Here is a 26473-nt window from a genome sequence, read left to right on the forward strand (position 1 = left end):
ACAGGCGGTCGGTCGCGGCCAGGACCGCTTTCGCGGATGCCAACGCTCCCGATTAGCACAATGCCACCCGGCCGCCACCGGTTGTGACGTGGCACACTGCGATCAGCCTCGACCGCAGCGGGGCGTCGCTGATCAGACGCAGCGAACAGCGAAGGATGCAGCACGAGGTTCAAGAATTCCCGGCCAATTCGAGCCGGCATCTTCGTTTCAGGACCTCTTCCTCCCTGCGACCACAGCGTGCACAGCCCAGCAGTCGGCCCGGTCCTCCGTCCCGCAGCCCGGTTCGCTCCAGCTCGGTCGAGTCCGGTGGGACACCGGTCGAGAACGGCGGCGGCTGCGCCGGAATCCTCCGAGGAGTCGATGTTCCTCCCGCTCACCGACGCCATGGCCTGCACGACGTTCACCTCGGACGCCGATTTCGCCCAGATCGGCATGGTCCAGGCCGGCGGAGAACAACACAATGATCGACTGAGTTCTTCTTTTAAGCAGGACCGTTCACGCGACGAATCGGCGGCCGGAAGCCGACACGTCGGCTTGTCGACATGTCGGCGTCGGAGCGGGGTCAGGCCTGCTTAACGCTAATCTCGCCGCTGCCGCTAGACAACGTCAGCCGCTTCACGGCGGCCGGGTCCTGCGCCACGTCCACGTCGACGCCGCCAGAGCCGCTGTCCGTGTCGACGCGGTAGCGGTCGCCGGGCACGGTCAATTCGATGCCGCCGCTCCCGGTGGACACCTCGACGGTCTGCGGGCTGACCAGTTCCAACTCGACGTCGCCGGACTCGGCCTTGGCGAGGACGCCCGGGCCGCGCAGGCCGCGCCCGCTGATCCCGCCGCTGCCGGTCTCGACCCCGACCCGGCCGCCGATCTCGTGCAGCGTGATCTCCCCGGAACCCGTGTTCGCATCGACCGGACCGTCGACGTCGCTGACCGACACGCCACCGGAGCCGGTGCGCGCCCTGACTTCGCCGCCGATCTCGGCCAGCGTGATTTCCCCGGAACCGGTTTCCGCGTCGACCGGACCGCGGACCCGAGTCACCGACACGCCGCCGGAACCCGTGCGGACGTCGACCGGACCACCGATCTCGCTCAGCAGCACCTCGCCGGAACCCGTCTCGGCCTGCACCGACTGCATTCCGACTGCGTCCAGCCCGCCGGAGTCGAGGTTGCCGCGAACCGGCACCGAGGTCGGCAGCGTGACCTGGTAGTCGACGGTGCAGTTCCAGCCGCAGCCGGTGGGCAGCACCAGCGCGCCGCCCTCGACGCGGTGCTTGATCTCGGTGGCATCGCCCCCGCCGCCCAAGAAGGCGCTTTCCCAGCGGTGGACCCGCTGCACGATCTCGGCGCGAGCGCCCGGCGCATGGCGCACCTCGATGTCGCCAGCGCCGCCGGCGAGTTCGACGCGGTCGATCCCGTCCAGTCCGGTGGAACGCTCCTGCACTGATGACGAAGGCCACCCGAACAGCCCTGCTCCCCCGATCAGCACCAGCGCCGCCCCGCCCACCGCGAGCCCAACCCGAGCCATCGCCATCCCCCAAGCTTGCCGACTTCACCCGCGGACGAAGTTACGCACCGCGTCCGGCCCACACCTCAGGGACACCCCCCGAAACACCCCGGGAGTTTCCCCGGAACCGACCTTCGGCGTAGTTCCCGCAGCCTTCGACTTCAGCCACCTGGCGGCATTTCCGCCGCGCCCGAGGGAAGGCCGCGGCTTGTGCCCCAGTCGACCCAACCCCGCTCTCGCCGGGGCGTCTCTTGATCGGGCGCAGCGAAGGCGAGGTAGGGGCTGCACCAAAGTTCAAGAATTCTCGGGGGATCGAGTCGTCGTGGTGATTTGGCATTCACGAGTCAGGGAACCCGCAGTCCGGGCGGCGTCTGAGGTTGCGCTACCCCCGCCACCACGCTCACCGGGCAGTCGTTGACCCCACCCCGGACAGCCACTTCCCAAACCGCCTCTACCGCAGCCCGAAGCACTAACGAGCACTCACCTGCGCGGACAGCCATCCACCTCGGACCTGTCGAGTTTTCCCGCCGCAGCCGGGAGCTTCACGCTCCGAAGACGTCGTCGTAGGCGGCTTCGAACGCCGCCAGGGACTTCGCGTCGAAGAGGACGAAGCGCACCTCGTCGACATCGGCCGGGGTCTCGCGCACCACGCGCATCGCGATCCGCGCCGCCTCGTCGAGGGGATACCGGTAGACGCCGGTGGAGATGGCGGGGAAGGCGACCACTTTCGCGCCGAGTTCGTCGGCGATCCGCAGGGACTCCCGGAAGCAGGAAGCCAGCAGCCCGGACCGGTCCTCGGAGGCGGCGTAGGTGGGGCCGACGGTGTGGATCACCCAGCGCGCCGGGAGTTCGCCGGCGGTGGTCGCCACCGCCCGCCCGGCCGGCAGCCCCTCCGGGAGCTCGCAGGACCGGATCAGCCGGCATTCCTGGAGGATCGTCGGCCCGCCGCGCCGGTGGATAGCGCCGTCCACGCCACCGCCACCCAGCAGCGAGGAGTTCGCCGCGTTCACGACTGCGTCGACTTCCTGCTCGGTGATGTCGCCCTGGACCAGCGTGACGCGCATGCGGGGAGTGTGCGCCCACGCGCCCGGCCCCGCTCGATACGACCCGCATAACAATGTCCGGCGCAAACCCGCGACCTTCAGCTGATCAGCCGATCGAATCCCGCAGGTAGTCCACGGGTCGCATGAGCAAGCGCAGCGTCGGTTCGAGGTCGTCGGCGCTGGGCGGCTCGTCGGCGATGAGCGCCTGAATGAGCAGCCCGTCGATGGCGGCGAACAGCGCCCGGATCACCGGCTCGTCCCCGGCCGCGCCGTCGTCGATGAAGCCGGTGGCGACCTCGATCCAGCGGCGGGCGGCCGGCCGCAGCGCCGGGCGGCGGGCGGCGAGCAGGTAGAGCTCGTACTCGCCCACGGTGCGTTCGCGCTGGTCGCGCACCATCGACGCCAGCGCCTCGGCAATCACCCGCGGCCAGTCGGTTTTCTCCCGGACCTGCCCGCGCAGCCGGTCGATCTCGACGATCAGGGTTTCGCAGCTCTCCAGCAGCGTAGCCACCAGCAGGTCGTCGATGCCCGCGAAGTAGTAGGCGATTGACGCCGGCGGCACCTCGGCCTCGCGGGCGATGTTGCGGTGGCTCACCGCTCCCACGCCGTCGCGGGCGACCACCCGAAGCGTCGCGTCGATGATCGCGCGACGGCGGCGTTCGCCCTTGGCGCGGCGGCCGTCGGTTTCCGCCTCGTCGGAGTTTCGTCGCGCCGCCATCAATGCGCGCCGCCCAGTTCGAGCGCGACGACACCGCCGATGATGAGCCCGATGCCGCCGATCTGCACTGCGGTGATCTCCTCTCCGAGCAACACCGCACCGATGATCGCCACCAGCGCGACCCCGGCTCCGGCCCAGATCGCGTAGGCGACGCCGACCGGCAGGCCGAGCTTGAGCACGACGCTGAGCGCGCTGAAGGCCACCACGTATCCGACCAAGACCAGGATCGACGGGACGGTCTTGCTGAACCCTTCGGACAGCTTCAGCGACACTGTGCCGAGTACCTCGCTTAGGATCGCCACCGCCAGCAGCAGGTAGGCCACACTGCCTCCCCCCGGAAACTTGAACGAGTGCCCTACTTGTTCAGGATACGGATGAGACGGCGCGGGTACGCGGGTCCCTAGTGGTCGAAGTGGGACTTCTCGCCCTTCTTGTCGCCGCTGCCGCCGGAGATCATCGAGGCCACGTTGATCGCCGCCCAGATGCCCATCGGGATCATCGGCCAGAAGAAGTGCGGTTCACCGGAGGCGACGGAGGTCACCGCCCAGATCGCGACCAGGATGAAGGCGACGCTCGCCCAGTCCCGCCACTCCTTGACCATCTTCTTCGTGTGCCGATCCTGCTTGACGACCTCCTCGGACGACTTCGCGGGCACCGGCTCCGGCAGATCGGCGACCAATGGCTGCAGCTCGCCCAACGTCGTCGACGCGTAAGCGCGCTGGAGGCGCTCGTCGAACTCGACGATGGAGAGCCGGCCCTCGTCCAGAGCCGTGCGCAGCCGCTGCGCGATCGCCTCCCGGTCCGCGTCCGACGCGCGCATCGATCCGCTGCCCGATTCGGCCATGCCAAACCCCCTGATCCGCGCCCACCTGATGACATAACTGAACAGACCGTTCGCTCGACGAATACGTGGCGAAAATCGCACGCTCGATCCCGATTTTGCCGTGATCGACGTCGGAAACGTTTGGCGCTCGGCAGAAACCCGCCGTCGCATCGCACGCGTTTAACAGGAATAACTCTCGAAACCCCAGCAACATCACCACGTCCCCCGGCGGTGAGCGAACCGCCCGCGGAGGCCAGGATAACGGAAAAACTTGTACGACTGCACAACTAGTTTTTCGCCCAGCTGTCTCGCAGAATCACCGACTGTTCCCAGCAACAGCGACTCCCACATGGTTACCGACGAGTAACACGGCGTACGCTGCTTGCACCACCGCACCCGGAGGAAAGGCACCCGAACCATGGGCGCTGTACAGATCACGCTCGGCGGGATCGCTGTCGTGCTCGGCATCGTCGCTTGGGGCATGTTCGCCGCGACGATCGCCAAGTTCGTGCGCATCATCCGCCTCGGGCAGCCGGACGGTACCCGCAACGGCCCCGCCCTGGCCCGCCTGGCCACCGTGGTCAAGGAATTCGCCGCGCACACGCGGATGAACAAGTTCCGCAGCGTCGGAATCTGGCACTGGCTGGTCATGTGGGGCTTCCTGATCGGCTCCCTGGCGCTGTTCGAGGCCTACGGCGAGGTCTTCGCGCCGACCTGGGGTTGGCCGATCCTGGACGAACTGGCGATCTTCCACCTCCTGATGGAGGTTCTCGGCGTCGGCACGGTCGTCGGCATCCTGGTCCTGATCGCGATCCGCCAGCGCAACCACCCGCGCCGCGCAGGCCGCGTCTCGCGCTTCCAAGGGTCCAACTTCGCCTGGGCCTACTTCATCGAGGCGGTCGTCCTCATCGAGGGCGTGGGCATCCTCGGCGTCCGCGCCGCGAAGTCCGCGCTGGGCGTCCACGAGATGCCGCTGTGGGCCGAGTTCGCCTCCGGCCCCATCGGATCCCTGCTGCCGGCCAGCCCGAATCTGGTGTCGTTCTTCGCCTTCGTCAAGCTGATGAGCGCCACGGTCTGGCTGATCGTGATCTCCAGGACCATGACGATGGGCATCGCGTGGCACCGGTTCAGCGCGTTCTTCAACATCTACTTCAAGCGCGAGGCTGATGGAGATGTGGCGCTGGGTGCGGTGAAGCCGATGATGTCGGCGGGCAAGCCGCTGGACTTCGAGGAGGCGGATCCGGACACGGATGTGTTCGGTGCGGGCAAGATCGAGGACTTCTCGTGGAAGGGCTGGCTGGACTTCACCACGTGCACGGAGTGCGGTCGGTGCCAGTCGCAGTGCCCGGCGTGGAACACCGGCAAGCCGTTGTCACCGAAGCTGCTGATCACGTCGTTGCGCGACCACGCCTACGCCAAGGCCCCGTACTTGTTGGCGGGCGGCCGCAAGGACATGACCGGTGACGAGGTCGGCATCACCGGTGACGACGCCGAAGCGCGGTTGGCGAAGGTCGACGTGCTGGCGTTGGCGGAGGCGGAGAAGCCGCTGATCGGCGGACCCGAGGAAGAGGGTGTCATCGACCCGGACGTGTTGTGGTCGTGCACGTCGTGCGGTGCGTGCGTGGAGCAGTGCCCGGTTGACATCGAGCACGTCGACCACATCGTGGACATGCGCCGGTACCAGGTGATGATCGAGTCGAACTTCCCGACCGAGCTGGGCGGGATGTTCAAGAACCTGGAGAACAAGGGCAACCCGTGGGGTCAGAACGCCAAGGACCGACTGGCGTGGACCGAGGACCTGGGCTTCGAAGTACCGGTCTTCGACGGCGAACTCGCCGACGACGTTGAGTACCTGTTCTGGGTCGGTTGTGCGGGCGCGTTCGAGGACCGGGCCAAGAAGACGACCCGCGCGGTGGCGGAGCTGCTGCACATGGCGGGTGTGAAGTACACGGTGCTGGGACCGGAAGAGACCTGCACCGGTGACCCGGCGCGGCGCGCGGGCAACGAGTTCATCTTCCAGATGCTGGCCCAGCGCAACGTCGAGGTCCTCAACAGCGTTTTCGAGGGCCGGGAACCGGGCAAGCGCAAGATCGTCGCGACGTGCGCGCACTGCTTCAACAGCCTGGCGAATGAGTACTCGCAGCTGGGTGGTGACTTCGAGGTGGTGCACCACACCCAGCTGCTGAACAAGCTGGTGCGGGAGAAGCGCCTGGTCCCGGTCGCCCCGGTGGCGGAGGACGTGACCTACCACGACCCCTGCTACCTGGGTCGGCACAACAAGGTCTACACCCCGCCGCGGGACCTGGTCGGGGCCTCGGGCGCGACGTTCCGGGAGATGCCGCGGCACGCGGACCGCTCGATGTGCTGTGGCGCGGGTGGCGCGCGGATGTGGATGGAAGAACGAATCGGCAAGCGCATCAACGTCGAACGCGTCGACGAGGCGCTGGGCACGGCGCCAACGAAGATCGCGACCGGTTGCCCGTTCTGCAAGGTCATGCTCTCCGACGGCCTGACGGCCCGCCAAAGCGAGAAGGTCGCCTCGGAGTCGGTCGAGGTCGTCGACGTGGCCCAGCTGCTGCTGTCGGCGGTCAAGCGAGGCGAGAAGTCCGCGGAGGACACAGCCGCACCTGCGGGCAGCTGACGCCGCAAACACCTAGGGGCGCCTCCCACGCGGGAGGCGCCCCTCGTCTTTGCCAGCGCCGAATCCCGCTTCGGCACCCTCTTCGACCTCACCCTCATCTGGCCATGACGCCGGTCGGGGGTGGAGCGAACGGACCGTTCACGTCGCTAGACGGAGTCAGCAGGCCGTTCGCTCCACCCCACCAAGCACGCACCCAAGCTGGCGAACCTGTCACCCGCGCAACGACGCGAAGAACGCCGTGACGTCGTTGGCGAACAGGTCGGGTTCCTCCATCGCCGGGAAGGTTCCGCCACGGTCGTACTCCGTCCAGCGCACGATGTTGTTGATGCGCTCCGCGAACGGGCGGACCGGCGCGAGGATATCCTTGGGGAACACCGCGACACCGTGCGGGACGATACCGTTCTGCAGCTCCGCGATGACACCTTCCTCCTCCGCCTTGGCGGAATTGTCCGGAGTCTCCACAAAGGACCGAGCGGCGGAGCCCGACGTGTTGGTGAGCCAGTACAGCATCACCGTGGTCAGGATCCGGTCGCGGTCGATCGCGTCTTCCGGCGTGTCCTCGCAGTCGGTCCACTCCTTGAGCACGCCGACGATCCAGCCGAGCAGCCCGATCGGTGAGTCCGCCAGCGAATATGCCAACGCCTGCGGCTTCGTGGACTGGATCAGCTTGTACCCGTACAGCTCGTCGGTGTAGCGCTGCCACGCGCCCATCCGAGCGTGGTCGGCGTCGCTGAGCCCGGCCATCTCGTCCGGGTCGCCGCCCGGGAAGGTGATCATCCCGTTGGTGTGCACGCCGATCACGTTGTCCGGCGCGAGAATCGCGAGCTCGCGGGAGATCCACGTGCCCCAGTCGCCGCCCTGCGCCCCATAGCGTTCGTAGCCGAGCCGGTTCATCAGTTCCGCCCAGGCCCGGGCGATCCGGTTGGCGCCCCAACCGGTGGCGCGGGTCGGCCCGGACAGGCCGTAGCCCGGCAGCGACGGGATGACCAGGTGGAACGACTCGCTGAGCGGCCCGACGACGTCCAGGTATTCGGTGATGGAACTCGGCCAGCCGTGCGTGAGGATCAGCGGCAGTGCGTCCGGCCAGGGCGAGCGGACGTGCAGGAAGTGGATGTTCTCGCCGCCAATTTCGGTGGTGTACTGCGGGAATTCGTTCAGCCACGCCTCCTGCGCCCGCCAGTCGTAGCCGCTGCGCCAGTACTCCGCCAGCTCCCGCAGGTAGCCCAGCGGCGGGCCGTAGCTCCAGCCCAGCCCCGGCACCTCATCGGTCCAGCGGGCCCGGGCCAGCCGTTCCCGGAGGTCGTCCAGGTCGTGCTGCGGGATGTCGAGGCGGAACGGGGTGATCTCACGAGAGGCCATGCACACTCCTTCGTACGTTGTACGGTACGTAATACGCGCAAGGCGCCCGCGTTGTTCCCGAAGCGGGAAAAGAATTCGATGGGCACCCTCAAGCGGGGACACCCTTGTGCATCGGACCAGGTCAACGGCCCCAATCGGCCAGGCGGGAGACTGGCGATCATGCCGGAAATCGGAGCGCCGCAGGATTCGGCCGCGAAGCTGCACGCCTGGCGGATCGAGGATCGCGAATACGCCCGGCACGAGGCGCGCCGTGGCCGGCGCTTCGCGTTCCCCAGCCTCGCCCCGGCCAGGACCGCGCTGGTGATCATCGACATGGTGCCGTTCTTCGTGACCGGCAACCCCTACTGCCGCGGCATCGTGCCCAACATCGACCGCCTGGCCCAGGTCCTCCGTGCGGCCGGCGGCACAGTGACTTGGGCCCTTCCGGCGGTCACAGACCGGACGCCGTTGGCAGAGGAACTCTACGGCCCGGAAGCGGCAGAGGCGTTTCGCACCGCGGGCGGCACAGGTCCGCTGGCGGAACGCGTGTGGCGGGAGTTCACGATCCACGGCGACGTGCTGGCCGAGAAGTCCGCGCCCAGCGCTTTCTTCCCCGCCGGTGCGCGCTACCGGAACTGCTGGTGCGGCGCGGAATCGACACGGTCCTGATCACGGGAACGGTCACGAACGTCGGCCTCGAATCCTCCGCCCGCGACGCGAGCACCCTGGGCTTCCGCCTGATCATGATCGCGGACGGCAACGCAGCCGGGCGCGACGAGGACCACAACGCCACGCTGCACACCATCTACCGATCATTCGGCGATGTTTGCCCCACGGCCGAGGTGGTGGCGATGCTCGAAGAAACCGGAGTCAGCGACGGGTGTCGGTGCGCCGGAAGTTGAGGTAGGCCCGCGACGGAGTCGGCCCGCGCTGCCCCTGGTAGCGCGACCCGGCCTCCTTCGAGCCGTACGGGAAGTCCGCGGGGCTCGACAACCGGAACAGGCAAAGCTGACCGATCTTCATCCCCGGCCACAAGGTGATCGGCAGATTGGCCACATTGGAAAGTTCCAGGGTGATGTGACCGGTAAACCCGGGGTCGATGAATCCGGCGGTGGAGTGCGTGAGCAACCCCAGCCGCCCCAGCGACGACTTGCCCTCCAGCCGACCGGCCAGGTCGTCCGGCAACCGCACCGACTCGAAGGTCGACCCAAGCACGAACTCGCCCGGGTGCAGCACGAACGGATCGTCGTCGGGCGTCTCCACCAACGACGTCAGCTCGTCCTGCTGCTTCGACGGGTCGATGTGGGTGTACCGGGTGTTGTCGAAGACCCGGAAGAAGCGATCCAGCCGGACGTCGATGCTCGACGGCTGGATCATGGCGGCGTCGAACGGATCAAGTTCGAGCCGACCGTCATCGAGCTCTTTGCGCAGGTCTCGGTCACTCAGCAACACGCCCTAAGCGTATCGGGAGCCCGGCTACGATCTTCGCCCGCCACCGTGTTAGGCTGATAACGCCTCAAAGCAAGCTGAAGAGGTACGCGGATGTAGTTCAATGGTAGAACATCAGCTTCCCAAGCTGAGAACGCGGGTTCGATTCCCGTCATCCGCTCCAACAGAGTTTTAGCACGTCAGAAAGGCCCCTTTCCGATCTTGGAGAGGGGCCTTTCTGCTCGTCAGTGGTCCGGCCGGGCCACACACGGGCCATTAGCCGACCGGAATGGGTGACCGGCCGGGCCGTCGTCGTCCTCATCCTGTCCGCCTGTCCGGCCCTCGCGGTACTCGGTGACCAGTCCGCTCACGCGGTCCGCGATCTGCTGGTCGGCATCACTCGTCACCCGCTGGTAGATCAGCGCGGCGCGCATGTCGTCATGACCCATCCGCGGCCATGAGTTCCTTTGTGGACGCTCCGGACCGTGCCGCGAAATGGTTACCTTGTGTGCCGCAGGCCGTGAAAGTGCAGACCCGGCACCCCGAGATCGGCGACGGTTTCGACCTCTTCACGCTCCGCCGAACCGACAACGACCAGTACTCCATCCCCGGAGGCGCACAAGACATCGGCGAAACCGTCGCCCAGGCAGCCATCCGCGAAACTGCCGAAGAAACCGGCATCGACATCGAGATAACCGGCCTAATCGGCGTCTACTCCCGACCCTGGCCACGTCATCGCGTACGACGACGGCGAAGTGCGTCAGGAGTTCTCCCTCTGCTTCCGCGCCCGTCCCATCGGCGGCACACCCCGCACCAACAGCGAAAGCAAAGAGATCCACTGGGTAGCGCCCACCGACATCTCCTCGCGCAACGTCGGCCACGCCAACCGCCTCCGCATCGAACACGGCTTGCAGCAACGCGCCAAGCCCTACGTCGGCTGATCAGCCGCGACCAAGCCCGCAGCAACAAGCCGTCGAGTCGTCCGCTGCACCGCGGCCTCCAACTCGTCATAGCCTCGGCCAGAAACCACCGCGTCACCGACCCCGGCTCGTAACGCCGCTCGATCTCCGCGGTCCGCTCCTCAAACGTCAAACCGCTGCCCGTCCGGCCCGGTAGTCATGTCGCAGTACCACAACGCATCCCGCAACGGTCCCAGCCTCGTCAGCGAACTCCGCCAACTCGTCCGACAGCCCACGAATCGCCGCCTCAACCCGAGCGCCCGAATGATGCCCCAAGCGTGCACAACTGCTCATCTGTACCAGCCGCTCGTAGGAACCGGGCCCCCTCCAGCGGATGGAACCCCGTCACCGCAAGCTCCGGCGCATACCCGTTGTCGTTGTAGGCAAGGGACAGAGACCAGCAACTCGTCGTCAGGTGCGTAAGCGTCGGCGATACGCAGAGCTTGCGCACCAACTCCCCGCACATTCCGCCAGCACGTTCATGCCACAACCAGCCGTGACCGTACTACTGGAAGCGGGTCGCCGGGTCGGCGCGGATCAGAGGTCGAAGACCACTCCGGTCTCGGACTTCAGGACACAACTGTTCGGGTAGGTTTCCGTGAAGCTCACGGGCTTTCCGTGCCAGTTGCCTTCGAGCCTCGCCGTGATCGGTTGGTACTGGAAGGTGCAGGTCTTCGACTGGTCCGGCGTCATCTGCCTGAAATCCGCTTGGACCGCTTCGAGTTCCGTGCACGCTTGCGCCGCGTGCGTGTGCGTGCCTCCGGCCGGATGGCATTCGAGGACCGCGATGCTTCGCGCCAAAGCGGCGCTCGTGTCCAGCGAGAGCCGGAGCGCGCTGGGGCCGTTGGCCGGGGCCGCCGCGACCGTCGATGCGGAGGCGATCACCGTTGCGGCGATCAGGGCCGACGCGAGCAGGGCACGACGCATTGGTTTCGCCAACACCATTCCTCATTCCAACGAAGGGCGCAGCTACGCGCAGCATTGGTCTCTGGAGATGCGGACCGTCAGCACAAGACACCCGATGCGCGCCAACGGTGTCTCGTGCTGACTCGGCCCAACCGGCGAGCCCGCGAAATCCGGAGAATCCGCGTTTTTCCGCGCCTACCGGTGAAAGTCCGCCGCAGCGAACGTGGGCAACGGTACTGGACTACATGACGTGATGATCATTAGCCCAAACGGGTAACGCCGGAATCCTTTTGCCGAAGTCGGTCACAAGAGGCGGGCGCCGTTGGGCATCGGGTGGTCGAAGCCCGCCAGGACCACGCTGTTTCCCTCTTCGTGGGCACCGGTCACCAGGACCTCGGACTTCACACCCGCGATTCTCTTCGGGGCGAAGTTGCAGACGCAGAGAACTTCACGGCCGATCAGGCCCTCGGATTCGTAGTGCTCCGTGATCTGCGCGCTCGACGCCTTGGTACCGAGTCTCCGCCCAGGTCCGACCTTCAGCACGTAAGCAGGCCTGCGCGCCTTCTCGTTCGGCTCCGCCTGCACGATCGTCCCCACGCGCAGCTCTACTTTTTCGAAGTCGGCCCACTCGATTTCCGACACTGTTTGGACCAGATCCCGCTAGCTGCGGTGGGTTTCTTCAGCAGCGTACCCGCGTAGGCGTTGGCAACTCCGCAACTCCGCACTCCCCAGCGTCCGGCGGGTTTCTCATCTTCGACACCCACGACCAGTACATGCTGCCCAGCGAGCGCATCGACCCTGAGCATTACAAGGAAGTTCGCGCCGAGCTCGGGTCGGTCCGGTGGGCCGGTGGGCGCCCTCCGCAGACGACCCCCACTCCGACGATTAGCCCGACCAGGCCCTGATATCACCAAAGAAGCCGACCTCCGCCAGCGCATACAAAACCAAGTACTCCAGACCGGCCTTCCGGTAGCAGGTGTCGTTCGGCGGTGCGGTAGGTCATCCGGCGCCGTCGGCTGCCCTTGTCGAACTCCCCGGAGCGGGCGGTGCCGTCCTCCGGTGCGCGGCGGGTGGACGGGAACACCGTTGCGGCGGCCAAGGAGTTGCTGACAACCAGCTGGCATGGCCGGCGACGCCGACAAGACTTGGCTCGGGAACACGAAAGAATCACGCGGGAACCCCGGGCACCATGCGTCCGGAGTAGCCCTGCTCAGCGGGGCCGCGGTCGAACGAGTACTTCCAGGCGATGCAGCCGCTCCTGTTCGGAGCAGTCGTCGAGGGCCTGAAGCGTGGCCTGGCGCCAGCGGAGTTCGTCAATCTCTGCATCTGATCGAGTTCGTCTGTCATCATGATCTGAAAGGCAGGAGGAGAACCATGCGTAAGACTTGGATCGCCCGCCTCATCGTGGCTGGCGCCTCAGCGCTGGCCCTGGTGGGTCTGACGGCGGTCCCCGCCGCCGCGGTTGAAAACAAGACCCTCGTCGACTCCCACGGGCAGTTCACGTTCATCGATGACGGTGACGTCTTCAAGATCTGCGACACCAAAGCCGACGGCCACGGCGTCACCGGGCAGCTCCAGCTCCGTTCCGGGGTCGACGGCAGCATCTCGACGGTCATGACCATCAACGACGGTGGCGACAACGACTGCGACAAGCAGGGCTTCAACATCGGCAACTGGCACACCTACCGGATGATCTATTGGTGGAACGGCAACAAGAGCGGCACCATCCAGGCCACCTCCTGGTTCAACGAGTAGTCCCGACCGCGACGCGGCCGGGGCCATGCGGCATTCTCCGCGTCACCGATCTTTCGGCCAGCCGAAACTCGCCAGTAGATGATGCTGACGCCGAGGGTCGCCGCACCCTGGTGGAGCGAAGGCTTAAGTCCAGGTGGAGCGCCCGGAGCGAAGCGCAGGATGTTCGATCTGGAGGTGCAGCGGACAATTCTGACGTCGTCGGGGACGTCGAGGTGACGGGTTCGCCCATCCTGTCGACGATGTCAACCGCTACCACGGGAAGTCCGTCCGGATGGCCGCTGAGATCGGTTCGAGGTCGGCGACGAGGCGGTCAAGCTCGCTGGGGCCCAGGGCGTTTTACGGCGCCTCCGCGAGCCGGTCGGTCAACGCCTCGACTCGTTCCTTCGTGGCCCGGCCGGCGGCGGTTAGCCAGCCGTCGGTCCCGACAAGACCGCGGGCGCGCATGCCGTCGATGACCGCGGTCAGCTGCGCGGCAGGCAGATGGTGGACTCGGCCGAACTCCTTGGCGGGCATGTCAACGGACAGGCACCAGGCGACCTGCGCAAGCGTTCCTGCGCTGGGCCATGCGGTCCGGGCATATGCCCAAGCTGACCTGGACATGGAAGCCCACGACCAACCCCACACCGATAGCCCAGCACCAGCGACTCGCGCTTATCCGCCGCCTCGTCGCAGACCAGACGATCCCGCTGCGGGAACGCATCGCCGGACTGCTCGTGCTCCTCTACGCCCAGCCCCTCAGCCGCGTCGTCCAGATGACCATCCATGACGTGACCACCAGCGACAACGAGGTTCTTCTCCGCGTCGGCGACCCACCCACACCCGCACCCAGCCCGCTGGCCGGCCTACTCCACGAGTTGCTCGCCGATCGCGCCGCTGCCTCCGGGCCGAACATTGACTCGGAATGGCTGTTTCCCGGCGGCGGGCGTATTCCTGCAGCAGGTGGAACAGGAACCTCTCCAGGGTTGCCGGTTTCGCTCCTCTCCAGAGGGGGTCCGGCTGGCCCACCGCCTCCAGGTCCGTGGTCCGCACGACCTCGCTGGTGTGTTCACCCTGGGTCCGAAGACACGTCGTCAGGGACTCCCGGGTTTCCCCGGGCGACTTCCCAGCGATCGTTCTTCCAGTCGCCCCATGGGTTTTCGACCTGCCGACCTTCGAAACCCCATTCGATGCAGCGCAGTTCGACGTGGGCCAAGTGCTTGAGCAGTTCCAGCGGCGTCCACCCGGACGGCAGGCGGTTGCGGCGCAGGTCCGCCTCCGGCAGGGCCTCGACCTTCTCGATCGAGGTGGCGCGGAAGAAGTCGAGGTAGCCGAGGAACACCTCGCCACGCGACGAGGCGGACACCGTCGGTTCCGGGAACGGGAGCATCCGGCGCGTATCCCCGTCACTCCGTGATCAGGCCCTCGGGAACCTGGGTGTCCGTGTTCATTGCCTCGAACAGTTCCGCGCCCTTCTTCTCGTCCCAGTTGTGCGCCGTGCCGTCGGTGACCGGGACCGTTGTCGTCACCACGCCGCCCGAGGAGATCCCGCGCATCGCCCAGGTCAGGGAGAACAGTTCGCCCGTGCCGTCCTCGTCGAGCATCGTCAGGGCGTTCGCGCCGGTGTCCGCTAGGGCGTAGTCGGTGAACGGGTTGACCAGCGTCGTGAAGCTCGACGCTTCCGAAGCGAGGGCCCCGATGAACTTGCGCTGGTTCGCGACGCGATCCAGGTCCGATCGCGGCGTCGACTCGCTGTAGCGCATGCGGACGAAGGTCAGGGCGTTCGAGCCGTCCATCTGCTGGCAGCCCGCCTGGAGCGTCTGGCCCGTCTTGGTGTCGTGCATCTCCTCGTCGAGGCAGATCTCGACGCCGCCGACCGCGTCAACGATCGCCGCGAATCCGCCGAAGCCGACCTCCGTGTAGTGGTCGATGCGCATCCCCGTCTCCTGCTCCACGGTCTGCGCCAGCAGCTGCGGCCCGCCGCTTGTGAAGGCCGCGTTGATCATTGTCTTGCCGTGCCCCGGGATCCGCACCCGCGAGTCGCGGGGGATGCTGAGCAGCGTCGGGGCGGTCGAGTTGTCCGGCAGGTGCGCGATCATGATCGTGTCCGTGCGACGGCCGGCCGCGTCGCCGACGTGCAGCCCGGCCGCTACCTCCGGGTCCAGTCCCTCCCGGCTGTCCGAACCCACGATCAGCCAGTTCGTGCCCGACCCTGCGGCCGGTCTGCCCGGGTAGTCCGGGAAGGCGTCGATCCGCCGGATCGAGGAATCGACGTGGAACCAAAGCCACCCGGCGAACACCACCGGCAGCAGCACCAACGCGAGCAGCACCAGCACCAAACCCCTGCGGGAACGACGATGCGGGGGGCGCTCGGCGGCGGGAGCACTCCAGTCGTTCCGGAACTGATAGGTATTCATAGCCGCGAAGACGTCCCGCAGGCCCGAAAGTTGCTCACGCCCCAGGAAAAAGGCGTCGGGACAAACCCAAGGCCTGCCTGCAACGGCGATTGCAGGCGCGGTGGGGGAGGACTTTATCGTCTCGGCTTGTGACTGACTTTTCTTCGCAGCTCGGTGCGACAGCGGATGCCTACGATGCCGTCGCCGTCCGCTACACCGAGTACGTCCGCAACGAGCTCGACGGACTTGCGCTGGATCGCGCCGTGCTCGCCGCGTTCGCCGAACTCGCACGCAACACCGGCGCCGGGCACGTCGCCGAGCTCGGGTGCGGTTCCGGGCGCGTGACCGCGCACCTGCGCGACCTAGGGCTGGACGTCTTCGGTATCGACCTGTCACCGGTGATGATCGATCTCGCCCGCAAGACATACCCCGATCTGCGATTCGACGTCGGCTCCATGGACGCCCTGGACCTCCCCGACGACAAGCTGGACGGGATCGTGTCCTGGTACTCCGTCATCCACGCCCCACCGCAGGACCTGCCCTCCTACATCACCGAGTTCCAGCGAGTACTCGCACCTGGCGGCCACCTCTTGCTCGCTTTCTTCGAAGCAGAGGACGGACCGGTCACCGCGTTCGACCACAAAGTCACGACCGCCTACCGGTGGCCGATCGACGACCTGGCAGGACTAGCAAGCGAAGCCGGATTCACCGAAACCGGCCGGATGCTACGCCAACCACGCGAGAACGAACGACACCGCCGAGGCCACCTCCTCATGCGCCTCGGCGAGCAGTTACGGAGCTGAGCCCCGGCAGGTGGCATGGTCGCAAGGGTGGCCACAGGTCGTTGCCCCGGCCGGTGAAGGTGTTGTTGGGCGTGCGTGCCCTCAACCAGTTGGGCGCCTACGCGCTGGCGTTGAAATGGCAAACGCTCTGCGCAAATTCGGTGAATACCCGCAGAGCGTTTGCTCGATGGGGTTCGTCCGGTTGGGGGCTGCTGGGCTCAGAACTCCTCGCCGACCAGAGCGGCTTCGGTGGGGACCTGGTGGGCGTCGGCTTTCGTGCGCAGTTCCAGGGACAGCAGGCCCGCCGCTATCACGCACAGCACCGCACCGATCGCGAACGGGGCGTGCTGCGAACCGAACCAGGTGGCCACGTGCCCGACCAGGGTGGCCGCGACCGCGCCGCCGAGCCAGCGGCAGAAGTTGTAACCGGCGCTCGCGACCGGGCGCGGCGCGTCGCTGATGCTCATCGCGGTACCCGTGAACAGGGTGTTGAGCAGGCCGGAGGCGACGCCGCTGACGATCACTGCGACGACCACGACGGGCTTGGAGCCGATCGCCATGACGGCGAGCAGGACCGCGAAGAACAGCACCGCGATGATGGTGCCGCCGACCTCGCCGAATCGGGCCGCGAGCTTCGGGGCCAGGAACACACCGGAGAGGGCGACGCACAGGCCCCAGCCGAAGAACACCAGCCCGACCGAGATCGCGTCGAATTCCAGGACGAACGGCGACCAGGCCAGCACGATGAAGAACGCGGCGGTGTAGAAGGCTGAGCCGAGCGCGGTCCGCAGCAGGCCGCTGTGGCCGAGCGCGCGGATCGGGTCGAGCAGCCGGACCTTTGGCCGGTCGGCGCGGTTGCCGTCCTTGGGCAGGAAGCCAGCGGAGAGGATCAGCGCGATCGCCATCAACACCGCGGTGCCGGCGAAAGGTCCGCGCCAGGAGATGTTGCCCAGCAGGGCACCCAGCAGCGGGCCGGTGGACAGACCGATGCCCAGCGCCGCCTCGTAGAGCAGGATGGCGGCCTGTTGGCCGCCGCTGGCGGCGCCGACGATCACCGACAGCGCGGTGGCGATGAAAAAGGCGTTGCCGAGGCCCCACACCGCCCGCAGCGCGACGAGCTGGCCGATCGAGCTGGCCGTCGCGCACGCCAGGGTCGCCACCACGATCAGCACCAGGCCGGTGACCACGGTCCGCTTCGCGCCGAATCGAGCGCTGAACGCGCCGGTGATGAGCATCGCCACGACCTGGACGCCCAGGTAGGACGAGAACAGCAGGGTGACCTGCTCGGGCCCGGCGCGAAGCGCCTCGGCGATGGAGAGCAGGATCGGGTCGACCAAGCCGATGCCCATGAAGGCGATCACGGCCGCGAACGCGGTGATCCACACCGCCTTCGGTTGTCCCTTGAAAACGTCGAGGAACCGAACGTCGTGCCCGGCGCTCATCGGTCGCCACCCCCTCATCGATGGAAGCAAGTCGTTCGCAAGGCTAACAAACTTTTGGTTAGCAGGCCAAACGGACATGAGGGAACTCACGAGGAATTGCTCCGACCGGCGGAAAGGGTGGCGATCAATGCCGTCCTGAGGCTGGTGCGGAAGGGGTTGCGCCGTGGTGTGCAAGGGCGGGGTTTTGTTTCCAAGCTGCGCCACTCTTAGCCCACCCTCGCACCGCCGCGGGTTATCAGACGTCGTCTGGCGAGGACAGCCCGATGCTGCGTGGGCCCCATACACAGTCGGGGATCCCCGAGGTCAAGCGGCGTCTGAAGCTCCGCTGCTGACACCGCCACGCAGAACTAGCCTGGAAACAGGTTTCAGCGGCTAAGTGCGGCTTGGGCGGCTGCCGCGACCACCTCCTCCGCGTGGTGCTCGGCGAGAACCGCGAGGATTTCGCCAGCGCTGCGGTGTGCGGTCGCGGCGATCTCCTTGACCAACTCGACCTGCTCCGGCTCCGGCTGCTGGGCGAACTCCGCGAGGAACAGATCGACGTCCTCGTCCAGGGCCGCCGCCATGCCGTCGAGCGAGAACAGCAGCTCATCGCCGGGGCGGGCCGTGTTCTCGGTGCTGGTCGGCCGGGCCTGCAGCCACATCCGCGCCGCCGGCCCGGCGACCGCATCCTCGGTCAGCTCGCGCACTGCCGACACGCCGTCTTCGCCGGTGTGCTCCAGCAGGCCCAGCGCCGCCAGCCGGATCGTCGGGTCGTCGACCCGCCGCAGCAAGGCCGCCAGCTCGGCGCTGGCCCGCGCCGCGCCGAGCCGCTCGATCCACTGCGGGATCAACACCCGCGCAACGTCCGCCGAGGCGTCTGCCACCACCAGTGCCAGCAGCTCCGCCGGGCACCCAACCAGATCGTCCACAGCGGGCACCTGGAAGCCGAAGGCGCGCAACGACTCCCGCGCGGCCCAGAGACCAGGTGGCAGCAGCTCGACCACGGTGTGATCGGCGTCGACGCCGTCGGGCACGAATTCCTCCAGCGCCTCGATCTCCTCCGGCGCGGTGGTCACGTGACAGCGGACCGCCTGCATCGCCTCCCACTGGGCGAGCATCCGGCGGACGACGCCGCGTACCGCCTCGCGATCTTCCGGCTCATCCGCGGCTAGGAGGTCGCAGGCCATCACGACGATCAGTTCCACCGGCACCGCCTCAGTCCGCGAATACAGCACGCTCAACGCGGCCTGGACGATCTCCAGCAGCGCGTCCTCGCCCTCGGAAAGCCCGTCGAGCTCTGTGTGGAAGACGTCGTCGATGAGCACGAACCGCTGCCAGAGCCGGGTCCACAGCAGTTCCGGTTCCGCCAGCAGGGGTTCCGCGATCGCGGTCGGCACCAGTAGGTCCCCGGCCGACCGGACCAGGCCCGCCCGCTCAGCCCACTCCAGCAGCAGGTCGGCGTCCTCGGCGTCATCGCCGCAACGTTCCGCAAGGGCCGCGACGAGTTCGTCCACATCGGACGGATCCCGACCGTCGCCAACCCACTCCAGGACCGTGCGGATGCGCTGCATGATCGGCGATTCCGCCGCGATGGCCCGGTGCGGCTCGACGTGGACGAGATCGATCGGCGGCAACCAGAGCGCGGGCTGGGATGGCGACTCCAACGCGTCCCGACGCTCGATCTCCTCGAACTCCTCGCTGTCGAAGTCGATCTCCTCGGCGTCCACCTCGTCGAAGAACGCGGACACGGCCTGCGGGTCTTCGGCGTCCACACCGAGCTCGCGCATCGTCGTGCCCCAGAACTTCTCCACACCCCACTCGGTCGGCTCGGCCATCGCCGCCAGGTAGTCCGGCACGGCCCGCTCAACCACCTCGTGCAGCTCGTCGAGCGGGCTCGGCGAAGTCAGCAGCCCCTCCTCGGAGAGGAAACCGAGCCACTGGTGCAGGAAATCCGGCACCAGTGACCACCGCGCCACGATCAGCTTGCGGGGCACCACTTCGACCAGGAACCGCACCAGATCCTCTTCGGTCCAGCAGGCCAGCAGGCCGTCCCTGGTGAACTTGTCGTCCAGCAGGCACCCCGCCAGCCACCCGGCATCCAGCTCCGGGCGGCTGCGGGCGAACGCATCGATCAACTCTTCGCGCGCCGCTTCGAACCGGTCGACCTCGCCGTGGATGAAGGCAGTTCGCATCACGTGCTCCTAATCAGTTCTGGGAGTGAGCCATCCGGCAAACTCCTGGCGGTAGCCGGCCGGCAGGTGAGCACTCATGGCTCCTGGGATGTCTTTCGCTAAGGTATGCGGATCAGCGTAGGTAGCACGTGGGGAAGTTCCGGGCAGCGAGGCGATCAAGGCCCGCGTGTCGTGATCCCTCAAACAGGCGATCGAACCCGGAAATGCGGACATCTCGGTATGGCCTTCGGTACTTGTCCCGCTTCGCCGCCAGGGGCTTTGGTCCCATGCTTTTGGCACGTCCTGGTTTGGACGTACCAGCGCACCGCCTGGCGGACCCGGTGGCCGAACGGCGAAAACCGCCGGGGTGACCGCGGCCCACCCGGTCGTTCCGGTCTTGGGTCGACCCCCGGATCCGTCAGCGGCGTTCCCCAACAGGGAGGAGGTACTGCGTGACCGGACAGCAGCTACTTTCCCCAGCTGCCTGTTGTTCGGCCCTCCCATTCGGCGAGGTGGGTGCCACCCGTCCGACAAGGCGGCAAAGGAGCCGCCACGCCCACCTCGCCGACCCACGCTCCCGACCCCGCGAAGGCTCGCGAATACCCGAGATGAACAACACGTCCGAATACCGCTCCTACGGTTGGTGGGTCGAGAACGACCCGAACTCCGACCACACCACGCTCATCATCGGCGGCCGCATCAGTGTGCTGCGAATGCCAGCTCCGATCGCAGCCCGCGTGCACCAAGTGCTCGCGATCCACCTCCAAGCCGGACCCGCTCTGGTCGACGGCGACGACTGGGTGCTCTTCGCCCAGCCCGATGGCCGCAGGGACCTCCCGGAAGACCTCGACGAGGTCACCGCCGTGCCCACCGGCAGCCGGATAAACCTGCCGCCGCTGGACGCCCCGGGCTGGATCACCCCGCCACGCACGGACCGCCCGGCGCCGTCCCGCCAGGTCATCTTCTCGGCCGCCCGCCGCGCCAGGGCCGAAGCACCACCGCTCGTCACCGCCTGACCCGCTCCCCAGGGTCCGTGAGTACTTTTGGGCGTTACAACTCCCAAAAGTACTCACGGGTTTGTCCTTGCCTTTGAAGCGGCGCCAGCGCTCAGCTCCCACTTGCAGCAAGCACCGCCGCGGGTTCTCCGGCTGTGCCAACCCATCGGGGTTCTTGGCGAGGCCAGTCCCCGGCGTGGTGAATTGGCATTCAAGAGTCGGAGATCCCGGAGTCCAGACGGCGTCTGAGGTTCCGCTACCCGCACCGCCACTGGCGGTGGGACTGGAAACGGGCGTCAAGGCTGCTCGGCCACCCAGACCGCTATTTGTGCGCGCGAGGTGGCTCCGAGCTTGGCGAGGATGTGCTCGATGTGGCTGTCCGAGGTCCGCTTCGAGATCACCAGCTGCTCCGCGATCTGCCGGTTCGACAGGCCCTGTGCGACCAGCTTCGCCACCTCGCGCTCCCGCGGCGTCAACCGCACCGGCGCGTCGGCCGACGGCTCCGGGCGGCGCACCCCGAGCGTGAACTGGACCAGTTCGTCCACTGTGTACTCCAAGCCGCGGCGCCGCTCCGCGCGGAGTTCCGATGTCGGCAGGGCGTTCCGGATCCGCGCATCGGTCTCCGCGTGCCAGCCGAGGTAGCGGTCGATGCCGAACAGGTAGCGGCCTAGCGGTCGCCACAGGTGCACCACCGCCGAGCTCAGCCGGGCCGCCCGGTCCACGCGCCCCTGCGCCGCGGATACCCACGCCTGCATCTCGACCGCCAGCAGGATCCCGGTGAAGTCGTTGAACAGCTGCTTGATCCGCAGACCTTCGTGCAGGTGCTCCTGCGCAGCCGGGTAGTCACCCTGCCGCCAGCGCACCAGCCCGAGCGCCAGCTCGCACCACGAGCGGTCCCACAGCTCGCCGTGCTCCTCGCAGATCTCCTGGCACTGCTCGCAAAGCTCGACGGCTCGCTCGAAGTCCCCCCGGAAGGTCGCCAGCAACGCCAGGCTCGGCAGGCTCATCAGCGCGATCCCGTCGTGCCGCAGCATCTCCTTGTACTCCAACGCTTCGGCGAACCGGACCGCCGCGGTCTCGTGCTCGTTGCGCAGCAGGTCCACGGTCCCGGTGATGTGCCCGGTCAGCGCCAGCACCGCGGCGGAGGCGATCCGCCGCGCCACATCCCGCGCCTCGGCCAGCAGCGACCGGGCGGCGTCGACGTCCCCCTGCAAGCAGTTGATCAGCCCGTTCACCGCCAGCGCCCGGGCCCGCTGCTCGTCGGTGTCCGACACCACGCGGAGCATTTCCTCCAGCCAGTACCGGCCCTCCTGCAGCTCGCCGTCGGCCACCCAGTAGAACCGCAGAGCAGTCGCCATCTGCAGTCCTTCGGGCCCCTCGCCGGGCTCGGTGCGGCAGAAGTCCAGCGCGGCGCGCAGGTTCGCCCGGTCCTGCCGGATCCGGGTCAGCCAGTCCAACTGCTGCGGGCCGAGCCATTCCGCGTCGACGAGCTCGGCGAGCAGCAGGAAGTGATCGCGGTGCCGCCGCCGCAGCGCGAGCTCCCGCGCGCCCCCGCCGAGCCGCTCCCGGCCGAACTCCTGGATCGTCTTCAACAGCCGGTAGCGGGTACGGGCATCTTGTTGATCTTCTCTGAACAGCACCGATTTCTCCACCAGGCCCGCGACCCCGACGAACACGTCTTCCAAGGTCACGCCGTCGCCGACGCAGACCTCCTCCGCCGCGTCCAGCTCGAAACCGCCGGAGAACACCGACAGCCGCGCCCAAACCACCTGTTCGGTCGGCGAGCACAGGTCGAAGCTCCACTCGATCGCCGCCCGCAGCGTGCGGTGGTGCGGCAGGCCGCTGCGATCGCCCAGGGTCAGCAGCCGGTACCGGTCGGCGAGCCGGTCCAGGATCTCCTCCACCGATAGCGACCGCATCCACACCGCAGCCAGCTCGATCGCCAGCGGCAGACCGTCCAGCTGCTCGCACACCCGGACCACCAGCGCCTCGTTGCCCGCTCCGATGGCGAATCCCGGCAGCACCGCGGCGGCCCGGTCGGCGAACAGTTCCAGCGCCTCGTAACCGATGGCCTTCTGCACCACGCGGCCCTGCCGGTCCAGCCGGGGCATGACCATCGGCGGCACCGGCCACACCTGCTCGGCGGCGATCGCGAGCGGAGCGCGGGAGGTGGCCAGGATGCGCAGCTCGGGGGCGGTGGCGAGCAGGTCGCCGACCAGCGGTCCGCACTCCTCCAGCAGGTGCTCGCAGCCGTCGAGCACGATCAGCATCCGCTTTTCGGCGAGCTGCTCGGCGAGCTGCTGCGCAGTTGGCAGCGCCGCCCGGTCGCTGAGCCCGAGGTTGGTCAGCAGGACCCGGGCGACGTCGTCGTGGGGCGGGACGCGGGCCAGCTCAACCAGCCAGACGCCGTCCGGGAAGGCGCGTCGGAGATCGCGCGCGACGCGGATGGCCAGCCGCGACTTGCCGACCCCAGCCACACCGGTCAGGGTCACCAGTCGAGAGGCGGACAGCAGCCGTTTGACCTGCGTGATCGCTCCGCGACGGCCAACGAAGCTCGTCAGGTCATCGGGGAGTTTGCCCACCCGCCGGGTTGTCATTCCGACCACCCGCACTCTCCGAACGCCTCGTTGCACCCGAGTGTATGCCCGGATACACCCGGACAGTCGCATCAGTTGCTCAGGACGGCCCAGGTCACGAGCGCTCCGACGGTGCTGCAGAGAGCGCCGAACAGCAGGAGGGCGAAGTTGACCATCTCCGGCCAGTCGCCGGTCAGCAGGATCCGGTACGGGGCGTGGGGGTGTTGGCGCACGGTGATCTCGATGCCCACCGGGATGCGGCGGAGCAGCCGGCCCTGGCCGCTGGGCGCCTCCAGCACCTCGCCGGTGGGCGCGGTCCAGCGGACCACCGCGTGGTGCCGGGTCATGCCCTGCGAGCCCCGGCTGGTGGTCTCACCGATCACGACGCCACGGGAGCGCGGGCCGGTCTTGATGCGCAGCGCGGCGAGGATGCCAGCCACGCCGACCGCCAGCACGGTGCCGCCGACGCACTGGAACGCCGCGCCGAACGGGGCGCCGCTGCCCATCAGGTCCTCGGCGGTGAGGCCCCGCCGGAAGGCCCATAGCCCCGCCAGGCCGACGCCCAGCACGACGGCGCCGATCAGCGCGAAGACCCGCGCCGGGCCGCCGTCGTGGCCGGGTATGAAAATCTTGGACGGGCCGGCGCGGTCGTAGTGCACCAAGACGCGCCTGCCGGGGATGAACGAGGTGTGGGTCTTCGAGACCGCTGATTTCGCCCGGCAGGTCCGGCCGTCCTCGGTGACGAACTCGATCACCGGCGCGTGGTGGTAGCTACGCCGCCGCCGTCGACGACGACCATCTGCTGTCCTGACCGACCACGATCCCCCGCGCCCGGCCGCCGTCGCGGACGAACTGCCGGTCCCGCCGGATCTGCCGGAGGCCGCCCGCCAGGAAGACCGCGCCGAGCACCACGGGCACCAGCACGGGAAGCACGCCGAAGTCGAAATCCACGCAGCTCAGACTCCCCCGGAGAGACGCTGGTTCCCGCCGGCCCCGAGCGGTCAGGTGGCCGCGGCGATGGGGGTGCGGATTAGGCGGATGCCCAAGCCGATGAAGACCACACCGGTCAAGCGGTCCAGGACCCGCCGCACGCGTGGCCTCGCGAAGACCCCGCGAATCCGGTTGGCGACGCTGACCAGCAGCGGCCACCACACCACCCCGAAGCCGAGGGTGAGCAGCCCGAGCAGCAGGGTCTGCGGCAGCACTGGGGCCGTGCGGTCGATGAACTGCGGCATGAGGCTGACGAAGAACAGCACGGCCTTCGGGTTCGAGACGTTGCTCAGGAAGCCCTGCACGAACGCCAACCGGGACGTCCGGGCGGGCTCGGCGGGGGCCTCGGCGACGGTCTTCTTCCGCGACGCCCAAAGCGCCTGGACACCGAGGAACACCAGGTAGCCCGCGCCGACGACCTTCACCACCGTGAACGCTACCGCGGACTGCGCCAGCAGCGCGGACAACCCGAGCGCCGCGGCGGTGATGTGCACGCACACCCCGGTCAACACCCCGGCAGACGCCAGGTACCCGGCTTTCGCGCTGCGGGTCGCATTTCGGAGCACCACCGCGAAATCCGGACCGGGAACGACGTAGGTGATGACCAACACGGTCAGGAAACCCAGCAGCGTCAACGACATGCTTCGACGATACTTCCGCCGGACAAGGCGTTTTCAAAGGGTGGCGCGATTCCGGCTCAACGGTCGGAAGCCAGCGGCAGCCCGGCCCGGTGCGCGGCGGCGAACTCCTCGTCGACGAACACGACCTCGCGGCCCTCCCGCGCCAGCAGCGAGGCAGCCGCGGCTGCGCGGTACCCAGCGCTGCAGTGCACCCACACCACCCCGTCGGGCAGCTCGTGGGTCCGGTACCGCAGCTCGAAGAGCGGGATGTGCACGGCGTTGTTCAAGTGGCAGGCCCGCCATTCGCTGCGCATCCGCACGTCCAGCACGACGGTTGCCGGGCCCGCCTCGGCGAGGTCGCCGAACGTCGCGGACGGCAAGCGGCGCACCAGGTTCGCGTCCATGGCGAGTTCCTGCGGGCGACCGACCGCAGCCGTCGGGCGGTCGACCCGGATGCGCGCCAGCTCGCGCTGCGCCGCCGCCACCTGCTCCGGTGCCTCGCCGATCAACGTAAGCGGGGTGTCCCACTCGATCAGCCAGCCGACCCAGGAGGCCAGCGGGCCGTCCAGACCGAGGCTGATCGTGCCCGCCAAGTGGGCCTGCGAGAACGCCTGGCGGGCCCGAAGGTCGACCACCCAGTCCCCTCCGCGCAACCGCCGGGCCAGCTCCGCCGGCCGGACCCGGGCCGGTTCCCGCAGGTCGACCGGCTCCGGCCCGGCCAAATTCCGTGGACCAATCTGCGCGTAGTAGGCCGGGAACACGTCCAACGCCAAGAGGGTGTGCTCGACGAATTCGTCCTCACTGAGCCGGAACGCGGCGTTGACCTTCTTCTGCTGGCCGACGGTCGCGGAGCTGCCGTACACGCCACCGGTCGAGCAGTGGCTGCCGAAGCCGTGCGTCGGCCAGATCTCCGCGCCGTCCGGCAGCACATCGGCGAGCTTGCGGACCGACGCGTACTGGTGCCGGGCGAGCTCCTCGCTGTGCTGCTGGCCGAGCAGGTCGGTGCGCCCGGTCGAACCGAACAGCAGCGACCCGCCGGTGAACACGCCGACCGCGCCCTCGGGATCTTCGAGCACGTAGGACAGGTGGTGGAAGGTGTGGCCGGGCGTCGCCAGCACGCGCAACCGAAGCCCCGGCGACACCGCCACCACATCGCCCTCGGTCAGCGGGCGCCGCGCGAACGACACCACATCCGCCGCAGCCACCCCGTATTCCGCGCCGGTCAGCCGGGACAGCTCCAGGCCTCCGGAGATGTAGTCGTTGTGGATGTGCGTCTCCAGCACGTGTGTGATGCGGACGTCATGGTAACCAGCGAGCGCGAGCATCCGGTCGACGTCGCGCTGCGGATCCACGACGGTCGCCACCGCGCCGTCGGTGACCAGGTAGCTGAGGTCGCCGAGCGACGAGGTCTCAACGACTTCGACCGCGACCATG

The 26473-nt window shown here is 67.9% G+C and carries 26 protein-coding genes, 1 tRNA gene and 2 pseudogenes; 9 read left to right on the forward strand and 20 right to left on the reverse strand.

All coding sequences use genetic code 11. The features are described 5' to 3' along the window. Window positions 1-562: 562 nt before the first annotated feature. From ACWDKQ_RS11230 to ACWDKQ_RS11250, 5 genes are all read right to left on the reverse strand, one after another. Window positions 563-1522: a DUF4097 family beta strand repeat-containing protein gene (locus tag ACWDKQ_RS11230; RefSeq protein WP_450138620.1), complete on the reverse strand. Its 960-nt coding sequence runs from the start codon at window positions 1520-1522 to the stop codon at window positions 563-565. Between the two features lie 521 nt (window positions 1523-2043). Beyond that, the gene (locus tag ACWDKQ_RS11235; protein WP_450138621.1) at window positions 2044-2565 is read right to left on the reverse strand and encodes an O-acetyl-ADP-ribose deacetylase; all 522 of its coding nucleotides are present in this window, start codon (window positions 2563-2565) and stop codon (window positions 2044-2046) included. Window positions 2566-2650: 85 nt separating this feature from the next. Beyond that, complete coding sequence (locus ACWDKQ_RS11240) at window positions 2651-3262, reverse strand: TetR/AcrR family transcriptional regulator (protein ID WP_450138622.1); 612 nt, start codon at window positions 3260-3262, stop codon at window positions 2651-2653. Continuing rightward, a complete protein-coding gene (locus ACWDKQ_RS11245) occupies window positions 3262-3585 on the reverse strand; it encodes a DMT family transporter (protein ID WP_450138623.1) in 324 nt (107 codons plus the stop codon). The genes ACWDKQ_RS11240 and ACWDKQ_RS11245 overlap by 1 nt, the downstream gene beginning before the upstream one ends. Before the next feature lie 77 nt (window positions 3586-3662). Continuing rightward, on the reverse strand, window positions 3663-4106 hold the full coding sequence (locus tag ACWDKQ_RS11250; RefSeq protein ID WP_450138624.1) for a DUF1707 SHOCT-like domain-containing protein: 444 nt from the start codon (window positions 4104-4106) through the stop codon (window positions 3663-3665). 397 nt (window positions 4107-4503) lie between these two features. On the opposite strand from ACWDKQ_RS11250, the gene ACWDKQ_RS11255 reads away from it, so the two are divergent. Next, window positions 4504-6726 (forward strand): heterodisulfide reductase-related iron-sulfur binding cluster, encoded by a 2223-nt coding sequence (locus ACWDKQ_RS11255; RefSeq protein ID WP_450138625.1) that lies wholly within the window; start codon window positions 4504-4506, stop codon window positions 6724-6726. 210 nt (window positions 6727-6936) lie between these two features. Here ACWDKQ_RS11255 and ACWDKQ_RS11260 read toward each other — a convergent pair whose 3' ends face one another. Then, window positions 6937-8085: an epoxide hydrolase family protein gene (locus tag ACWDKQ_RS11260; protein ID WP_450138626.1), complete on the reverse strand. Its 1149-nt coding sequence runs from the start codon at window positions 8083-8085 to the stop codon at window positions 6937-6939. 159 nt (window positions 8086-8244) lie between these two features. Between ACWDKQ_RS11260 and ACWDKQ_RS11265 the strand changes: the two genes are divergently transcribed. Together ACWDKQ_RS11265 and ACWDKQ_RS11270 are read left to right on the forward strand one after the other, a co-directional pair. Beyond that, window positions 8245-8733: an isochorismatase family protein gene (locus ACWDKQ_RS11265; RefSeq protein WP_450138627.1), complete on the forward strand. Its 489-nt coding sequence runs from the start codon at window positions 8245-8247 to the stop codon at window positions 8731-8733. After that, window positions 8706-8966, forward strand: coding sequence for an isochorismatase family protein (locus ACWDKQ_RS11270; RefSeq protein WP_450138628.1), 261 nt, complete (start codon window positions 8706-8708; stop codon window positions 8964-8966). The genes ACWDKQ_RS11265 and ACWDKQ_RS11270 overlap by 28 nt, the downstream gene beginning before the upstream one ends. On the opposite strand, the gene dcd is transcribed toward ACWDKQ_RS11270, so the two are convergent. Then, window positions 8935-9516 carry a dCTP deaminase gene (gene dcd / locus ACWDKQ_RS11275; RefSeq protein WP_093263946.1) on the reverse strand — a complete coding sequence of 194 codons (582 nt, stop codon included), beginning with the start codon at window positions 9514-9516 and terminating at the stop codon, window positions 8935-8937. The two genes, ACWDKQ_RS11270 and dcd, sit on opposite strands and share 32 nt — an antisense overlap. An 86-nt stretch (window positions 9517-9602) precedes the next feature. Between dcd and ACWDKQ_RS11280 the strand changes: the two genes are divergently transcribed. After that, a tRNA-Gly gene (locus ACWDKQ_RS11280) sits at window positions 9603-9676 on the forward strand. Window positions 9677-9737: 61 nt separating this feature from the next. On the opposite strand, the gene ACWDKQ_RS11285 is transcribed toward ACWDKQ_RS11280, so the two are convergent. Further along, window positions 9738-9941 carry a hypothetical protein gene (locus ACWDKQ_RS11285; protein WP_450138629.1) on the reverse strand — a complete coding sequence of 68 codons (204 nt, stop codon included), beginning with the start codon at window positions 9939-9941 and terminating at the stop codon, window positions 9738-9740. 8 nt (window positions 9942-9949) lie between these two features. Between ACWDKQ_RS11285 and ACWDKQ_RS11290 the strand changes: the two are divergent. Next, window positions 9950-10165 (forward strand): annotated as a pseudogene (locus ACWDKQ_RS11290) (NUDIX domain-containing protein); the annotation flags it as partial. Between the two features lie 82 nt (window positions 10166-10247). Beyond that, complete coding sequence (locus ACWDKQ_RS11295) at window positions 10248-10433, forward strand: NUDIX hydrolase (protein ID WP_450138663.1); 186 nt, start codon at window positions 10248-10250, stop codon at window positions 10431-10433. A gap of 555 nt (window positions 10434-10988) precedes the next feature. Here the strand turns inward: ACWDKQ_RS11295 and ACWDKQ_RS11300 are convergent. Both ACWDKQ_RS11300 and ACWDKQ_RS11305 read right to left on the reverse strand, forming a co-directional pair. After that, window positions 10989-11393 (reverse strand): SSI family serine proteinase inhibitor, encoded by a 405-nt coding sequence (locus ACWDKQ_RS11300; RefSeq protein WP_450138630.1) that lies wholly within the window; start codon window positions 11391-11393, stop codon window positions 10989-10991. A gap of 267 nt (window positions 11394-11660) precedes the next feature. Beyond that, a complete protein-coding gene (locus ACWDKQ_RS11305) occupies window positions 11661-11999 on the reverse strand; it encodes a tRNA-binding protein (protein WP_450138631.1) in 339 nt (112 codons plus the stop codon). A 732-nt stretch (window positions 12000-12731) separates the two neighbouring features. Between ACWDKQ_RS11305 and ACWDKQ_RS11310 the strand changes: the two genes are divergently transcribed. Further along, window positions 12732-13112: a hypothetical protein gene (locus tag ACWDKQ_RS11310; protein ID WP_450138632.1), complete on the forward strand. Its 381-nt coding sequence runs from the start codon at window positions 12732-12734 to the stop codon at window positions 13110-13112. Window positions 13113-13361: 249 nt separating this feature from the next. On the opposite strand, the pseudogene ACWDKQ_RS11315 reads toward ACWDKQ_RS11310, so the two are convergent. From ACWDKQ_RS11315 to ACWDKQ_RS11325, 3 genes and pseudogenes are all read right to left on the reverse strand, one after another. Next, a pseudogene (locus ACWDKQ_RS11315) lies at window positions 13362-13664 on the reverse strand (helix-turn-helix domain-containing protein); the annotation flags it as partial. Window positions 13665-14157: 493 nt separating this feature from the next. Further along, window positions 14158-14478 carry a mycothiol transferase gene (locus ACWDKQ_RS11320; RefSeq protein ID WP_450138633.1) on the reverse strand — a complete coding sequence of 107 codons (321 nt, stop codon included), beginning with the start codon at window positions 14476-14478 and terminating at the stop codon, window positions 14158-14160. Between the two features lie 16 nt (window positions 14479-14494). Beyond that, window positions 14495-15424: an LCP family protein gene (locus ACWDKQ_RS11325; RefSeq protein WP_450138634.1), complete on the reverse strand. Its 930-nt coding sequence runs from the start codon at window positions 15422-15424 to the stop codon at window positions 14495-14497. Window positions 15425-15633: 209 nt separating this feature from the next. Between ACWDKQ_RS11325 and ACWDKQ_RS11330 the strand changes: the two genes are divergently transcribed. Next, on the forward strand, window positions 15634-16287 hold the full coding sequence (locus ACWDKQ_RS11330) for a class I SAM-dependent DNA methyltransferase (protein ID WP_450138635.1): 654 nt from the start codon (window positions 15634-15636) through the stop codon (window positions 16285-16287). A 197-nt stretch (window positions 16288-16484) separates the two neighbouring features. Here ACWDKQ_RS11330 and ACWDKQ_RS11335 read toward each other — a convergent pair whose 3' ends face one another. Together ACWDKQ_RS11335 and ACWDKQ_RS11340 are read right to left on the reverse strand one after the other, a co-directional pair. Continuing rightward, entirely contained in the window at window positions 16485-17708 is a 1224-nt protein-coding gene (locus tag ACWDKQ_RS11335; RefSeq protein ID WP_450138636.1) for an MFS transporter, read from the reverse strand. 365 nt (window positions 17709-18073) lie between these two features. Continuing rightward, the gene (locus ACWDKQ_RS11340; RefSeq protein ID WP_450138637.1) at window positions 18074-19879 is read right to left on the reverse strand and encodes a HEAT repeat domain-containing protein; all 1806 of its coding nucleotides are present in this window, start codon (window positions 19877-19879) and stop codon (window positions 18074-18076) included. Window positions 19880-20466: 587 nt separating this feature from the next. Between ACWDKQ_RS11340 and ACWDKQ_RS11345 the strand changes: the two genes are divergently transcribed. Next, window positions 20467-20874, forward strand: coding sequence for a hypothetical protein (locus tag ACWDKQ_RS11345; RefSeq protein ID WP_450138638.1), 408 nt, complete (start codon window positions 20467-20469; stop codon window positions 20872-20874). Between the two features lie 275 nt (window positions 20875-21149). Here the strand turns inward: ACWDKQ_RS11345 and ACWDKQ_RS11350 are convergent, their stop codons facing one another. The 5 genes from ACWDKQ_RS11350 to ACWDKQ_RS11370 all read right to left on the reverse strand — a co-directional run bounded on the left by ACWDKQ_RS11350 (window position 21150) and on the right by ACWDKQ_RS11370 (window position 26472). Next, complete coding sequence (locus ACWDKQ_RS11350; protein WP_450138639.1) at window positions 21150-23450, reverse strand: LuxR C-terminal-related transcriptional regulator; 2301 nt, start codon at window positions 23448-23450, stop codon at window positions 21150-21152. A 71-nt stretch (window positions 23451-23521) separates the two neighbouring features. Further along, window positions 23522-24184, reverse strand: coding sequence for a hypothetical protein (locus tag ACWDKQ_RS11355; protein ID WP_450138640.1), 663 nt, complete (start codon window positions 24182-24184; stop codon window positions 23522-23524). A 16-nt stretch (window positions 24185-24200) separates the two neighbouring features. Then, on the reverse strand, window positions 24201-24380 hold the full coding sequence (locus ACWDKQ_RS11360; protein ID WP_450138641.1) for a hypothetical protein: 180 nt from the start codon (window positions 24378-24380) through the stop codon (window positions 24201-24203). Between the two features lie 50 nt (window positions 24381-24430). Next, window positions 24431-25060: a LysE family translocator gene (locus tag ACWDKQ_RS11365; protein ID WP_450138642.1), complete on the reverse strand. Its 630-nt coding sequence runs from the start codon at window positions 25058-25060 to the stop codon at window positions 24431-24433. Between the two features lie 56 nt (window positions 25061-25116). Next, window positions 25117-26472 carry a rhodanese-like domain-containing protein gene (locus ACWDKQ_RS11370; protein ID WP_450138643.1) on the reverse strand — a complete coding sequence of 452 codons (1356 nt, stop codon included), beginning with the start codon at window positions 26470-26472 and terminating at the stop codon, window positions 25117-25119. Window position 26473 lies beyond the last annotated feature (1 nt).

The sequence above is a fragment of the Saccharopolyspora sp. NPDC000995 genome (genome assembly GCF_053599315.1).